At 58.5% G+C, this 15,105-nt stretch carries 9 protein-coding genes and 1 tRNA gene; 2 read left to right on the top strand and 8 right to left on the bottom strand.

From position 1 onward, the window contains the following. Both HFP54_RS14265 and HFP54_RS14260 read left to right on the top strand, forming a co-directional pair. Entirely contained in the window at positions 1-5,706 is a 5,706-nt protein-coding gene (locus tag HFP54_RS14265) for a hypothetical protein (RefSeq protein WP_168565667.1), read from the top strand. A gap of 93 nt (positions 5,707-5,799) precedes the next feature. Continuing rightward, the gene (locus HFP54_RS14260; RefSeq protein WP_235951822.1) at positions 5,800-6,900 is read left to right on the top strand and encodes a prenyltransferase/squalene oxidase repeat-containing protein; all 1,101 of its coding nucleotides are present in this window, start codon (positions 5,800-5,802) and stop codon (positions 6,898-6,900) included. On the opposite strand, the gene HFP54_RS14255 is transcribed toward HFP54_RS14260, so the two are convergent. The 8 genes from HFP54_RS14255 to HFP54_RS14220 all read right to left on the bottom strand — a co-directional run bounded on the left by HFP54_RS14255 (position 6,891) and on the right by HFP54_RS14220 (position 15,064). Further along, positions 6,891-8,999, bottom strand: a complete 2,109-nt coding sequence (locus HFP54_RS14255) for a right-handed parallel beta-helix repeat-containing protein (RefSeq protein WP_168565665.1) — start codon at positions 8,997-8,999, stop codon at positions 6,891-6,893. The genes HFP54_RS14260 and HFP54_RS14255 overlap by 10 nt on opposite strands. 385 nt (positions 9,000-9,384) lie before the next feature. Next, entirely contained in the window at positions 9,385-9,585 is a 201-nt protein-coding gene (locus tag HFP54_RS14250; protein ID WP_146413023.1) for a hypothetical protein, read from the bottom strand. 168 nt (positions 9,586-9,753) lie between these two features. Then, a complete protein-coding gene (locus tag HFP54_RS14245) occupies positions 9,754-10,440 on the bottom strand; it encodes a response regulator transcription factor (RefSeq protein WP_145299711.1) in 687 nt (228 codons plus the stop codon). A gap of 212 nt (positions 10,441-10,652) precedes the next feature. Next, entirely contained in the window at positions 10,653-12,017 is a 1,365-nt protein-coding gene (locus HFP54_RS14240) for a sensor histidine kinase (protein WP_235951821.1), read from the bottom strand. A 273-nt stretch (positions 12,018-12,290) separates the two neighbouring features. After that, positions 12,291-13,049, bottom strand: coding sequence for a metallophosphoesterase family protein (locus HFP54_RS14235; protein WP_146413022.1), 759 nt, complete (start codon positions 13,047-13,049; stop codon positions 12,291-12,293). Between the two features lie 3 nt (positions 13,050-13,052). After that, complete coding sequence (locus tag HFP54_RS14230) at positions 13,053-13,691, bottom strand: YqgE/AlgH family protein (RefSeq protein WP_146413021.1); 639 nt, start codon at positions 13,689-13,691, stop codon at positions 13,053-13,055. A gap of 53 nt (positions 13,692-13,744) precedes the next feature. Beyond that, a complete protein-coding gene (locus HFP54_RS14225) occupies positions 13,745-14,749 on the bottom strand; it encodes a ketoacyl-ACP synthase III (protein ID WP_146413020.1) in 1,005 nt (334 codons plus the stop codon). A gap of 242 nt (positions 14,750-14,991) precedes the next feature. Then, a tRNA-Gly gene (locus HFP54_RS14220) sits at positions 14,992-15,064 on the bottom strand. Positions 15,065-15,105 lie beyond the last annotated feature (41 nt).

Below are 15,105 nucleotides of genomic sequence, written 5' to 3'. Positions count from 1 at the left end.
ATGGCTTCGATCCCCACGGGCTCGCTGGACGAATTGAGCCTACATCCGACGACGTATCAAGCGATCACGTCGTTCGCCCGCCGCCGTACTTGGATGCTCGCGTGCCGCAGCCTGATCGCCGGCATGGTCACATTCCTGGCCGCCTCCGCTGCAGCGGCTTGTCTTGACCATTTTGTCCGTCCATCGGACACGGTGCGATGGGCCGTCGCAATGCTGGTCGACGCGTTCGCCGTCGTTGCCGCTTGGCGATTCGGGCTGCGTCAGATGTTTGATTCGTCGCCGCACTCATTGGCCCGTCGCATGCAAGCGGGATCGTCGCGATTGCGTGACGACCTACTCTCGGCCGTCGAACTGGCCGATCCTCAAACGACCAACGGTTCGCCTCGTCTTCAAGACAGCCTGCAACGGCGCATCAGCCAGCGATTGTCGACGATGCCCGCGAAAGAAATGTTGCCGGTGGGCCTGCTGAGCCGCCCGCTGGCGATCGGCGTAACGACAGCGATCCTGTTTGCGATCGCCTCGTTGATCCCGGACTTACAAGCGATTCGCCGGATCATTCGTGTCAGCGTCCCGGGCTTGGCCGTCCAGCGTGCTTCGCTGACCCAAATCGACATCATCGAACCGTCACCGCCTTCGCGATACGTCGCCGCCGGAAATCCGGTCGCGGTGTGGGTGGAACTGTCGGGTCGACCCGCCGACGACGCGACGCTGCAGTACCGATCGATCGTCGATGCGACGACCGGTGGTGAAGCCGACGACACACCCGGCCGCTTCTTTTGGCCCTGGCGATCGCGGCACGGACGGATCACGGCTGTCACGATGTCGGATCGATCGCCGCCATCCATGGACAATCAAACAGAATCACTTGTCCAGACGTCCGACGGCCAATCGGACCGCCGAAGCGCCAACGTACCGGTGGGATCCGATCCGGTGGAATATCGGATCATCGCAGGCGATGCGGTGACGCTGTGGCAACGACTGGATCCCTTGCCACGTCCCCAGCCGATCGATTTCCAAAAGCTTTACCGGTTCCCCGACTATGCGGACTTGCCTGACCGAACCGAACAGTCAGACGCGGGCGACCTGGAAGGCTTGTCGGGATCATCGGTCCAGTTGACCATCACATTCAATCAAGCGGTCGACGATGCGACGCTGCGGTTCACCGGCAATCGCACGCTGGCAATGAACCAAATCGATGATGACGGATTTCTGCATCGCGTGATTGTGCCTCTGACGGTCCCTGGCCGATACCAAGTCACCGCCACCAGCCGTCAATCAGGGGTCGGAAACGAGTTCGGTCCACAGTACTCCGTGACTCCCGTTACGGATCGTCGCCCAACGGTGCGATTCGACGGGTCCGTGCCTGAGGTGAAAGTCGCCGCGTTCGACGAAATCTGTGTGCTGGCCGGCCGGTTTGATGATGACTTGCCGATCGCCGACGCCTTTCAAGAGTTTCGCTTCAACGGCGGGGCATGGCTGCGTCGTGATCTTTTCCCCCCGTCGGACATCGCCCAGCGCACGCTGACGGCACGATCGGAATGGGATTTGGTCCAAGCCGCCCAACAAGCCGGCTTGGGCGACAACGTGCGTGACGGAGATACGATCGACGTCAAATGGATCGTGGTCGATCGATTGGGCCAACGTGCGGAAACCGAGCTGATCCAAATCCTGCTTTCCGATGCAGGCATGCGGGCCAATCGCAACGACGAATTGAACGCTTTGTCGGACATCGTCGTCGCCACCATCACGCTGCTGAAAGACGCCGATCCGACTGCCAAACGCTGGATCACATGGTCAGAACCCTGGAACGACCAACGGGCACTGTCCGACCCGGTGGCGTACCAACAGTTCCTGCAGGAATACCTGAGCGAATCGGAGACACTGGCTGACGATGCCGCGGCGGTCAGTCAGATGCTGGACGATTGGATGCAAACGACCGACCGCGTCGACCAGCTGCTTTTGGCGGAACGTGTGGGCCGCCTGATTCAACAAATCAGCGATGACCTGATTCATCATCCCACGGCGATGTCAGACGCCATCACCCTGCAAGGCGATCAGGATGTTGCACCGGAGATCATGGGCGATGAATTTTTGGCGGTGCTGCGTCGCTGGCATCAGAACCAGGCAAAGCGTGTCGGATCAACGCAGGCCGCGATTCGATCGGGAAGCCAGCTGGCCTCCTTGTGGTTGGAACAGCAATTGGCGATTGCACGACTGACCGACTTGTCCACGTTGGCCGATTCGCTGGATGCGATCGGTACGGAATCGGATCTGTCACCGACACGCTGGCAACGGACGCTGGGCATCACCGCCGCACGGTTGGACACGATGGCGGCGATGTGGACGTCACGTGCACCTTGGCTGTCGGAAAAATCAGCGGGCTGGCGAAATCAATGGCGACAATTTTGTTTCCAGTGGCAGCAACGTCTTCGCGATGGAATCGATGACGAAGAACTATTGCTGGTCGGGCCGGATCTGGTCGATCAACTGCGACAGCAAATCGGCCAACAGATCCGCAGCCGTACGATTGACAATCGAATCTTGTCGGATCTGGCAAAAGCCGAATCCGATTTGGCTAGCCGACAAGAGTTGACGCCAACCATTCGAGCGTCCGCCGACTGGCAACTTCCCAATCACAGCGCAGCCCCCTGGAACATCCCGCTGGGACAGAACCTGAACCGGTCGCTGGAGGCGGCCGAACAGTGGCATCGTCGTCGCCAAGTATTCGATACTCGTTGGGCCGCGGACTTGAATTTGGCCTCCCGCGCGGTGCATCACGTTTTGATCCAGACTTCGGGCGAGCTTGAATCGGACATTCCACCGGCCCAAGCACTTCGACAGATCGCCGATGATGTGGGACTGCTGCAGACCCGAGCCATGCTGTTTCAAGACGCCGGTTTGTTGCGTCAGACGGCGGCCGATGAAATTTCCGGTGCCCCCGCCCCCATCCGACGCGTCACCCATCCGCTGACGATGCGTCGCTATGCCTATGGCGTTCAAGCACAAGCACGTGCATTGAAACGGTCACCAGTGGTGTCCGAATCGAAGGAAAACCAAGCCGCGATCAAGTCCATCGACGGCACGCGTTACGGTAATGCTTACCAAAGTGTGTCGCGTCCCATCGACGCCCGGCTTTATCGCAATGACGTCTTGGTATCGATGGCACCCAAAATCACTGGGCTGCTGCAGCCTCTGCACAGCGGTCTGGAACGACTGGAACCAGACTTTGCGGCGGCACGTCAACGCTTGGCGCAGTGGGTCCTGCCGATCGATGAATTGGCCGATGCGGCGCGTCGTCAAACGGAAAAGGCGGCCGCAATGGCATCACAGCAAGATTCGCCGCAGGACGAATCGACCACCGAATCCGAATCGGCAGGCGTCACCGACGACGCGACGGAAGCCGCGTGGCAGGAAGCCCAACGTTTGACACGCGAAACGATCGAAGCCCTGATCGACGCTGCCAACCAAGCGGACATCCTGGATCGCCTGCAGCGAGATCGTGCAAGAGACATGGAAACGGCCGCGCGGCTGGTGCAATCATCTTTGGAAAAGGCAAGTTCCGAATTCGAATCAGACAACGAATCGTTTCAAGCGGCTGCAGCGGAGCTTCAGCGTCGGCTTCAACAAACGTCGCAACTGGCACAGCTTCATCAACAAGCGGTGGACGCTGAATCGACAACTTCGCCTGAATCTGAACTGTCGCAGCAGTTACGAAACGAAGGAGAATCGTTGCAAAACGGCCAAGAAATCGAACAACGATTCCAACAGGCCGAACAGTTGGCCGACGTGGCCAAGCAAGACCCGCACGAATTGCTGCGGCGGCTGGAACAAGAGTTGAAAACCAACCCCGACATGCGTTTGTCGCTGGTCGATATCGCCGTCCGGGCGGTCGAAGAAGCGGGACAATTGATGAACGCTTCGGCGTCGTCGGAATCCGCATTGGTGCAAGAGATCGAAAAAGCGGATCCGGCTTTCATGGAAGCCAAACGGCGATTGGCTACGCAGATTGAATCGCTAGGTGATGCCGCAATCGACGTCGCCAAAGCCAATCTGGAATCAGCGATCAAAGCGGCGACGATGGCCAAAGATGCCGCCGCCATCCGGATAACGCGAGAGGCGACTCAGCGTCTGCAGGACCGTGCCCGATCGGCATTGTCGGTTTCCGCCGACGCATCGCTGGCAAAACTGACCGACACGGCCGACGCCTTGGCAAACGATCTGCAAAAGGTCAATGAACAACTTCAGCAGGCCGCCGTCGTCGCACAGGTGGCTTCGCGTAAAGACATTCATCGCAACATCGATCGTCGTCGCCGTGATCAACAACGCGGTCTGGAAATCGCTCGCACCGCCCGCGACGAGATGCTTCGCCAAAGCAAAGAACGAGCCAAGTTCTGGGAACGTCAAACGCGTGAAGCCGGCACACGCTTGCAACAAATCCAACGACTCGGTCGCCAACTGGACCGCAAGATGGACAATGCGTCCCGAAACGTCGCATCACAGATCGACATCGCCTCGCTTCGCCAGGAACGTCAACGTAATCGAGACGCCGAATCACAAATCCGATCGACTCTTGAATTGGCCGAACGGAAACAACGGCAATGGAATGAAACACAATCGGCGATCGGCAAGCAATCGCCCAAACCGTCGGACGCGGTGAACCCAGCAGCATCGGTCACCGCCGACCTGGTGCTGTCTTCGGTCGATCGCTTGAAACAGATTGCCAAGGACCTCAATTCGTTCCGCGCTGACGCCGCGCAAGACGCCAAGTTGTGGTTATCGGATGAAACCGCACAAAGCACCCTTCAACGACGACAACAGGTTGCGACCACGGTCAATGAATCGGCTGAGCGTTTGCTTCGCGCCGGGCGTCACCGCAGTCGTCTGGACGAAGAAGCCTTGGCGGCCAAACTGTCGTCCGCGGGACAGGCGGCGCGGCAAACAGGCCAGGACGTCACACCCGAACGTGTGTCGGCATCTGACGATGATCCGGAATTGGGTCGCCGGACGGTTGAGCTGCTGTCCGATCATGCGGCGATCATCGAGCAACGGTCCGATGAAATCACCGACCTGTCGGCTTCCATGCCCGTAACACCGCCAAGGCCGCCGGCTTCCACACCCGAAGGAATCGACCGCCAAGCCCAGGGCAAGAAGCTGGCGCAAACGTTGGACGAACTGGACCGCGCGTTGCTGGGTAAATCGACCGCCGCCGCACCGCCGTCACCAGCCGAAGATGGCACATCCCGTCAAGCCGACGCTTCGTCATCGCAGCAATCGGCAGCGGACGCACCGCAGGAAGGTGAAGCATCGACCGCTTTGGAGACATCCCCCACGCTGGCCGAAGCGATCCGGCGGCAACAGCAACGCATGGCTCGTCAACGCCAAGACGCCGCCGACGGCCAAAACGCTCGGTCCGGTACAAACACCGGGCAATCATCATCGGGCTCATCCAGCAGCGAAGATCCGAATGACGTTCCACCCTCGAACTCACAATCGGGGTTCGCTGACGGACGTGCCGTGGTGGGCCCCAGCGAAGTCGACGGCATCGAGGCCGCGCGGCAGGGCAGTCGTTGGGGCGATCTGCGATCTCAGGAAAGCGATGAAGCGGCCGGCCCGGCTGATGCCAGCGTTCCGCCACAATACCGCAGCGATGTCGAAGCGTATTTCCGAGCCGTCGCAGCCCAGGCGACCGATTCAAAATCGCCTTGAACGAATCCATCGGTGAATCGCCCAATGTCTTCAATCATCTTCCGCAATGAAACACGGCCGATAGACGTCCGGCAGCGCCACGTGACATTGACGATGCGCCGTGACTTCATCGGATCAATGCTGGCCGGTGCGATTGCGACCACAGGCGGGTCCCGACTGTTGGCCCAAACCGACAACGATGCCGATTGGTCTCGACTGTACGTGCCCGATGAAGTCGACAACGCGGTTTCCGAAGCCGTCGACTATCTGGTGAACCGGCAAGGCCAAAATGGTTCGATTGCCGATCGTCAAAACGAAGTCGCCATGACATCGTTGGCGATCATGGCCATGGCATCGGTGGGCGTTCAACCCGATCGCCAAACCGATCGGGGCAAGGCGATGACGCGGGCTTTGGAATTCGTTTTGAAACCAGACAACCAGGACGCCAACGGATACTTCGGACGTCGCGACCGTTCACAAATGTACGGTCATGGCATCATCACGCTGATGCTGACCGAGATGCTAGGGATGGGAATTGATGTCGACCAAAATGTTCGAATGCACAAAGCCCTGGAGCAAGCGATTGGGCTGATCCTGCAGGCTCAAAAGGTAAAGAAACGCAGCAGCATGCAGGGCGGTTGGCGATATGCACCGGATTCGACTGATTCCGATCTGTCGGTTTCCATTTGGCAGTTGATGGCCCTGCGTTCGGCCAACAACGATGGCATGCATGTCCCCGGCGAAGCCATCGACCAAGCGGTCAGTTACCTGGTCCAATCGTCCACGGCCCAGCGTCTGCCCGACGGCAGGATCAGTGACGCGGCGGCAGGGTTCAGCTACATGCCGGGGTCCCGAAGTGGCACCTTTGCAATGACCGCCGCCGGCTTGCTGGCGATGCAAGTCTGCGGTCGTTACGAATCACCGGTCGTCACCGCGGCGGCCAAATGGTTGCTAGAACATCCGCCACGGACCAACGAACGATTCTTTTTCTATGGCATCTACTACTACGCCCAAGCGATGTACCAAGTGGGCGACACCTATGCCGATACGGCCCGTCGTCTGACATCTGCCATTCTGCTGAAAGACCAACGCGGCGATGGATCGTGGCACGGCTATCGCAGCGAGGAACGCAATATCGGCCCCATTTACACCACCGCACTGGCAGTGCTCAGCCTCAGCGTTCGCTATCACTACTTGCCGATCTATCAACGCTGATCATCGGTTGCGGCGGTCACCGGCGGACCAACATCACCTCTGGGGCCCGCCGCGGAAACATCCCACGGTCTGAAACCAAGTTTCAGCGCCGGCGACGTCAGCGACATCGTAAAGTCACCGTTTTGTGGGTCGGCAAAACCCGGATCGGCGAACACACCATTGCGATCCTTTCCCCGTTGTTGCCACTGGGCCAGTGAACCGCCGTCCCACAACGCGTCTTCCGCGGTGGCATTCGGATTGAAGTACAAGTTCCAGTCGAACACGGACGTTTCGGTGCGTTGTGCGGTTCCCGAACTGTTCTTCGGATGCAGATAGAACGAATACTCCTGATCGCTCCAGTTTTTGCTAAGCAGTTTGCCGTCGGTCCAGTAAACGATGTTGTTTTCAAAGTAGACGCTGACGTGCGGTTCCACGCGACTGCGGCTCAACTGTTCCAATTCCCCGAGCGCAAAGATGTTGTTGCGAACGGTGACTTCCTTTGCAAAGTGGATGTTGAACGCAGAAAACTTGGTGTCGTGCACCAAGTTGTTCTCCACCAAAATGTGAGTCGATCCTTCATCATGATAGATGCCCCATCCGCCGTAACCGTTGGCATCGATGTCGTGAATGTGGTTGCCACGTAAAACCGTGCCCGGTGAAACGCCCAAGGTGTAAATTCCACCCAGATCACTGAGCATTCCGCCGATATCGTGGATGTGGTTGTTTTCGATCTGGTTGTCGCGACTGATGCTGCGGCCATATCCCCACGTCCACCCGACGGAAACGCCGGTGTATTCACCACCGCTGATTTCGTTGTGCGCGACACGGTTCCCCGAGGTGTCGGTCAGCAAGATGCCCACGGCGGACGGAAAATCGATTCCGTAACCCACCAAACGATTGTCCGACACGACGTTATTCTCGGTCCGATACCACGGCGGTGCCTTTTCATCACCGCCACCGATCCGAATCCCTCCGGCGGACAAGTCCGAAAAATCGCAATGGGTCACTTGGTTCCCAACGCAACCGTCTTTGATATCGATCGCAAAGGTGCCCAAGTCATGGAAACGACAATGGTCCAGGACGCAATCATGTGCGGCGTTGAATTCCACCGCGGCGGGAATACTGGCGGATCCCTGTTGATCATTGGAATTGCCGGGCGGAAAATCGAAACTGCAATACCGATACGTCAAACCTTCAAATCGAATGTGTTCGGCAAATCTTTGCGATTGAACATCGCCGTCGATCACCACCATCTGTGACGCTAGCGGTGCGACCACATTCGCTTTGGTCATGTCCTCATCAGCGTGTGGATAGTAGTACAGACGCTGTTGGGTTGAATCCAAATACCATTCGCCCGGTTGGTCCAACGCTTCGAACACGTTCTCAACGACGTAGCGAGCCCCTTCTTCGCTGAAGTCATTCGTAAAGACTTTGCCGGCACGATGGGCGAAGGTCACCGTGTTCGTCTGGTCATCAATGGTCGCGATCGGCAAGTGCGAATCGGTCCAAAAGTGATACACGATGACTTCGACGTCTTGAAGATTCTTCCAGTCGGATCGCAAGTCGCCGGGGTGGAACTGAAAGGTCTTGCAATCGGTGTGATAGTGAACTGATTTTGGCGTGCCTTCGGGACAGGCGGCCACACGATAAAAGCCCTCATTAGGCGTCCGCGCTCGATACCGTCGCTGGCCGTTGACGTACAGTTGCCGAAATCGCCAGAGCGAACCATCGCCGCGTTTGGGCAGATCCACCACCCACCGTTTGTCATCGTGGCGTCGCCAGGATTGCTCCGGACTGGATCCGATTGGAATACCGCCACTGATCACCGGTTGTTCGCCAGGCACCGCCGCGAATCGAACGGGGTGATCCACATCGCCGCTGTGTTCAGCCCCCAGCCGGATCGGCGTATCAATGCGATGGATTCCTCCGCCAATCCAAACCGTCACCCCCTCGCGCTGACGCTGCTGCATGGGCATCGCCGCGATCGAATCACAGGCATGCTGGATGGTTCGAAAAGGTGCTTCCGCCGAACCATCGCCACCCGATGCCGCGTCGGCACGAACGTGGAACTCCGCGGCGCCGCACTGAACACCAATCAACAAACAACTTAGGGTCAGCATCGAAGCGATTCGTCCTACAACGAATCGCACGTCGCATTGTGCAAGCATGGATCTAGCGGTGGGCGAAATGGGGTGGGACGCCTTTTCGGGCGGCAATCAGCCGATCATCGCATCACACCGCCGTCGGTGGCGTTGATTGTGAACGTCGGCTGTTTGCGACAAACCGATACACGGTTGATGTATCGGCGGTTTCCCACTGTGCGCGTTCGCCCGCGGCCATGCAATCGATCGATGGCCGGGCCGCGTTGCATGCGACAAAAGAGATCATCGCACTTAATAGCAGCTTGCCCGGACTGCTTGTCCCGGCGGATGCGTCGAAACGGCAATCGGGCCGGGGGACTCGACGCGACAACAGCATCCGGCTGCCAGCCCAGAATGCTCGCGACTAGGCGGCCCGCCGCGTTACTTCGGCGTCGTGCAGGGCAACGATCGATGCGTCCAGGCTGCCGGTGTGTTGGACCAGTTCCCGAATGGACGTCGCCAAACGTTCCGTCGGTTCGAACCCCATGTCCGCCAACAATTCTTGCAATTCATCCACGGACATGGCCAGGACAAGTTCTTCGGGCGTGGAAGCCGATTCGGACATTTCGATTCTCGTTGACTCGTGGCGACGGAGGATGCGTCGGCCGATTTTGGATCGACCGACTGTGACATCCATCGATCCAAAACGAGTGTGAACTTGAAACGAATATCCGGGTTCCACCGGGACGGTGGGACACAGCCGACGCTGCCCAAGCGGTTTCCCGAAACCTGTCTATTCTTGGAAACGGTATCCGACGCCGCGGACGGTCTCGATCAGGTCGGCGGCCGCCCCCATTTTCTTTCGCAGGGCACGCACGTGGACGTCGATGGTGCGTTCCAGAACCATGGTGTCTTCACCCAAGGCGGCGTCGACCAACTCTCCACGGCCGAACGCGCGTCCGGGCTGACGAATCAGTGTGTCCAGCAATCGAAACTCGCTGCGGGTCAGCTTCAGCGGTTCGTTTTGGAACGTCACGACGAAACGACGTCGATCCACAGTGACGCCCTTGTGGGTGACCGAATCATGGTCATCGACGATCGGTTCACGACGACGCAGCAGCGCTTTTAGACGCTGTAGCAAGACTTTGTAGCTTTCGACCGGTTTCACGACGTAGTCGTCGGCTCCCACGGCAAATCCGACCACCTGATCGGATTCTTCACCCAACGCACTAAGCATCAGGATCAACGTGCCGCGTGTTTTCGTGTTGGCACGCAACTGCTTGCAAACTTCGACGCCGCTTAGCACCGGCAGATCGACGTCCAAGAAAACGACGTCGGGCAATAGCAAACTGGCCTGTTCCAAGGCCTCGCGGCCATCGGCGGCACGGTGCACTTCGTAACCGGCCCGCTGCAGTTGGTATTCCAGAGTTTCGGCAAGAGGTTGGTAGTCTTCGACCACCAGGACCTTGATTTCAGACATGGGGCTTTGGAGTCGCTTTGTCGGCAGCGGGGACGTGGTCACCATCATGATTTCCAACCTCAGTTTGGCTTCCGCAGGATTGCGGCGGCGTGAATTCGCCTCGGTAAACGAACGGCAGCGTCATATTGGTTGAAAAGTTGTTTTTTCGCACCTGCTGGAACGATTTGGAAATGGTGAATATTCAGTGAATTCCAGGCCCGCGGCACCAGTGGCTATACGACCACCCCTCGAGCATTTCTGGTCGATGATTCGCCCCGTTGTGTTTCGCATCGGTAACCTTGCTCGGCCGGCAACGCGACGGCGAAGCGTGACCCGACACCCGGCCGGCTTTCCACACGAATGTCGCCACCGAGTGCCGCGATTAGGTTCTTGACGATGGACAGCCCCAGCCCCGTTCCACCGCCGGCGACTTCGCGAGTCTTTTCGACCCGATAAAACCGTTCAAAAATGCGATTCAGTTCCTCCGGTTCGATCCCGACGCCGGTGTCATCGACCACGAACCAGCTGACCGGACCTTCGCCACGGACATCGACGACGACGCGACCGCCGTCGTGAGTGTAACGCACGGCGTTACCAATCAAGTTGTTGGCGATCGTCAGCGTTGCCTCGCGGTCAACAAATGCTCGAACCGTGGGGTCCATTTTTGCCGCCTGAAGGTCGATATTCTTGGCCGCCGCGACCGGTCGATAGGTTTTGACCGCTTCGGTGACAACCTCGGCCAAACTGATCGACGCGCACCGTAGATTCTGCTGACCCGATTGTGCCCGAGCCAGTTGCATCATGCCGGCGACCAGCCGTTCCAACCGCAAACACTGTTCACGAATCTGGCTCATGAAGTGAACCGCGGCATCCGGATCATCCTCCAACGCCAGCTCCACAGTCTCGGCGTATCCCTTGATTGCGGCCAGCGGCGTTTTCAATTCGTGCGACACGTTGGCGATGAATTCGCGTCGCACCGATTCCAATCGCCTGGCCTCGGATTCGTCGTGGATCGCCAGCAACAGATTACCTTCACTGCCGGATTCAATGGCACCAACGCTGATCGACACCGGCCGCACCCGCCCCAGCTGACTGACGTCGATATTGACTCGTTTGGACAATTCGCCCGCAAACACCTGTTCGACCGCCGAAACCATCTCGGGCAATCGGACGATCGCCCGCAGGTCACGCCCCAGGTGATGATCCTCCGCCCGCAAACCCAGCAGTTGCTTGGCCATCGGATTCATCAACAATATGGTCCAGTCCTTGTCGATCACCACCACGCCGTCGGACATCTGCGCCAACACCATGGCGTTTTGGCGTGACTGAGCGTGCAGACTTTCGAATCGCTCTTTCCAGCTGTCGTTTTCTCTGGCCAGCTTGTCGACCTGTGATTCGACTTCGTCGCTGCGGATTCGCAAAAACTTGGCCAACAACGCCGCGTAGACCAGACTCCCCCCGCCGATCGCGGGTAACAGCAGCCAATACGATTTCAGCAACAACACCGACGCGACCAACCACACGACCAGCCCCGCCAAAAATGCCGATGGCATGTGGCGTCGCGAACGGGTGATCGATTTGGCGATGGCTCGGCGCATGACCCAACTGTCGGTGGACGTTGCCCCTCAGGGTGCGTCACAAAAAATGCAAAGTCGACGAAACGAACACAGGATAACTGGACCGCAATGATCCATCGTTGTCGGTCGCTCCGGCGCGGTGTGATGCGCTACGGCAGACCCTAGGGAACGCAACGTTCGGTGAAGGCTGTTCTCCGCGAACCGTCCGTTGCTCGTTGCCCCGCCCCGCGATACGGCCGCCCCATCGATTTGCGGTGACGACCGAAAAAGCGTTTCGTTCGATTCAAACGCTTCCTAGACATCTTGCGCAGCCGGCTGGGTCAAGACATCTTCATCGTTTCTTTGCGTGCGGCGCTCACGATAGCTTTTCCAACGCTGTTTGATCCATTCAAACAACACAATCTGGCGGTCACGACGAAGGTGACCATGGCGATCCGCCTGGATGATCTCCGACGTGTCGACGTCCATAGCGGTCAAATACCCGCCGCCAAAACAATACGTGTCCAAACAAATGATGTGCCCCAGGTCCAGCACATTTCCGTGAGGCTGTGGCGTGTGTCCGACGTACACCCGTTTGCCGCTGTGATGCGGCGGCGGAACGTTGGTCAAGTGGTTCCAATAGATGACCGCGTCATCGGTCATTGCCGGCGAAACATCGTGCTGATATCCCGCGTGCACAAAGATCCGATCCGCGGTCTCGTAAAACGGACGCAGTTGCTGGAAAAACTGGACATGAGCCGACGGGACTCGGCTGAGCGATCCGCCGTAACTGGCAAGCGTCGACTTACCACCACTGGCCAACCACACCGCCGGATCGCAACCGCCACACAGCACCCCCAGCATCATGATCTCGTGATTGCCGCGAAGGGTGACGACGCGACAGCGATTCTGCAGTTCCAAGATCTGATCGACGACGTCACGGCTGTTGGGACCACGGTCAACGTAGTCCCCCAGGAAAACGATTTCGTCATCCGCCGCCGGATCAATGGATTCGATCAAGGTGCGCAGCGCCTTGCCGCATCCATGAATATCGCCGATCACCAAACGTCGCATGGTCTAATTCACCGTGGGCGAAACGGACTGCATCCCGGGCACGGTATCACCGAAAACCTCGTTGCCACAGCGGCAAACGCATTGTCGCCACAACTGGTCGGGCGGACCGAACACCAGATCCGACGTCGCGTCACAATACAACCAACCGCCGGCTTGAAATTCCATGTCCAATTGTTGCGGTCCCCAACCGCTGTAGTCCGCAACAAAACGCACGCGGACATCCAAACGCCGGTACAGAATTCTCAAGTGGTCTTCGTCCCCCGTAATCCATGCCGGTGGGTTGCCCAATTCAATGGACATCGATCCCCATGGTTCGGCCGGGTTGTCATGGACGACGCATTGTCCCGATGGGTCATCACCGGGCTGGCCGACCGGATCGCCGACGCCCGCCAAATCGTGCAGAGCCAGCAGCGGTCCTTGGACCGGACCACCGACGTAAATGAAATCGTCGTCTCGGGTCGGCCCTTTTTGAGAACTCATTTGGATCAGATCGCCGAATCTGCGATCGGTCGGACGGTCCAAGGCCAATCCGAACGCCCCCTGCGGATCGTGCCGCAGAATGAACACGACGCTGCGCAGAAAATTCCCGTCGGACAGGTGCGGCGACGCGACCAAAAACTTTCCGGTCAAATCGATCGACATGGCGAAATAGCTTTCCCTCGGGCGTTAGCGACGGAAACCGCGGTGCGGTGGAATCAGCCTTGCATGTCGTCTTTCCAAAGACAGCCCGCCCAAGACAATCCGACACCGAAACCTACCAGCATGTTAACCGACGCCGAAGTGGGTGCGACCTTCTTTCGTTGGCGATCGATCAAGATCGGCAGCGTGCATGACACCGTATTGCCGATGTCGGCCATTTCGATCGGCAACCGCTCGGTGCTGATTTGCATCCGCTGACGCAGCTGATCCAGCATTTTCCAGGTCGCCTGGTGCATCAAGTAGCGATCGACGTCGGCGTCGGTCAGGCCGTTTTCTTCCAAAATTTCTCGGCACAATCTGGGAATCGCTTCGACAGTGAAATTGATCAGGCTGGGGCCGTCCATATACAGCCGACTTTTCCAACGTTTCCGGTGGCGCGGCCGGATCGCATCTTCCGCCGGACGCGCCCCGCCGTCACCGACCAACAGCATGTCACCGCCGCTGCCGTCACTGCCAAATTTAAAACCCCACAACGTTTTGTCCTCGGCCGCGGTGACCATCGTGGCGGCCGCTGCGTCGCCAAAAATGGTCCGCAGGCTCCGGTCCTCCGCGTCGATGTATTTGCTGTACGTTTCCGCAGTGATCAACAAAACATTGCGTGCCGCACCACTTTGGATCAGCCCGTCGGCCATCGCCAGCCCGTAGACGTACCCGCTGCAGCCCAAGTTGAAATCCAACGCACCACATTTCGTCGGCAATCCCAGGCGATCCTGCAACAGACAACTGGTCGTCGGCAGGGGATAGTCGGGCGTCTGGGTACAGAACAGCAGAAAATCGATGTCCGCCGGATCGATCGACTGCTCGGCGAATAATCGCTCGGCCGCCGCCAGGGCCAGATCCGAAGCGGTTTCCCCGTCGGCCGCGATGTGCCGCTGGTGAATGCCCGTCTTTTCAGCGATCAGCGGCAAATCCCAACGCGGAAACATTTGCTGCAATTCATCGTTGGTCTCCACCCGTTCGGGAAGATGCACAGCGATGGGACCAAGCTTGGCGTAGGGCACTGGATTGGTTGACCGTCAAAGGAACCCCGTGGCGGCAAAGTGCCCCGGGTCGTCCGCATCGTGGAAGCCTCCGTGGATATCGAAACGATCGAGTGCCCCCGGGGACCGGGCAACCACCCGCGTCCGGGAAACGACCCGATCGACGACCGCCAAGAAGGCCACCGGAAGATGCGGACAGATCGACTGCGGACGCATTCCGGACAACAAAAAAAAGGCACCCCGAAGGATGCCTTGTCGTCGAGAGCGGCTGATCGGATTCGAACCGACGACAATCACGTTGGCAACGTGATGCTCTGCCAACTGAGCTACAGCCGCGATGCAGGGAAGAAATATAAACGTCCGGCGAAGACTCGCAA

The organism is Crateriforma spongiae (assembly GCF_012290005.1).
Classification (GTDB): domain Bacteria; phylum Planctomycetota; class Planctomycetia; order Pirellulales; family Pirellulaceae; genus Crateriforma; species Crateriforma spongiae.
The sequence above is the reverse complement of the archived record's forward strand: the minus strand, read 5'-3'. Positions and strand labels throughout refer to the sequence as shown.

Excerpts from the sequence above, each read along its gene's own strand:
- HFP54_RS14255 (WP_168565665.1), bottom strand. The coding sequence starts at position 8,999 with ATGCTGACCCTAAGTTGTTTGTTGATTGGTGTTCAGTGCGGCGCCGCG.
- HFP54_RS14240 (WP_235951821.1), bottom strand. The coding sequence starts at position 12,017 with ATGCGCCGAGCCATCGCCAAATCGATCACCCGTTCGCGACGCCACATG.
- HFP54_RS14260 (WP_235951822.1), top strand. The coding sequence starts at position 5,800 with ATGCGCCGTGACTTCATCGGATCAATGCTGGCCGGTGCGATTGCGACC.
- HFP54_RS14245 (WP_145299711.1), bottom strand. The coding sequence starts at position 10,440 with ATGTCTGAAATCAAGGTCCTGGTGGTCGAAGACTACCAACCTCTTGCC.
- HFP54_RS14235 (WP_146413022.1), bottom strand. The coding sequence starts at position 13,049 with ATGCGACGTTTGGTGATCGGCGATATTCATGGATGCGGCAAGGCGCTG.
- HFP54_RS14250 (WP_146413023.1), bottom strand. The coding sequence starts at position 9,585 with ATGTCCGAATCGGCTTCCACGCCCGAAGAACTTGTCCTGGCCATGTCC.
- HFP54_RS14265 (WP_168565667.1), top strand. The coding sequence starts at position 1 with ATGGCTTCGATCCCCACGGGCTCGCTGGACGAATTGAGCCTACATCCG.
- HFP54_RS14230 (WP_146413021.1), bottom strand. The coding sequence starts at position 13,691 with ATGTCGATCGATTTGACCGGAAAGTTTTTGGTCGCGTCGCCGCACCTG.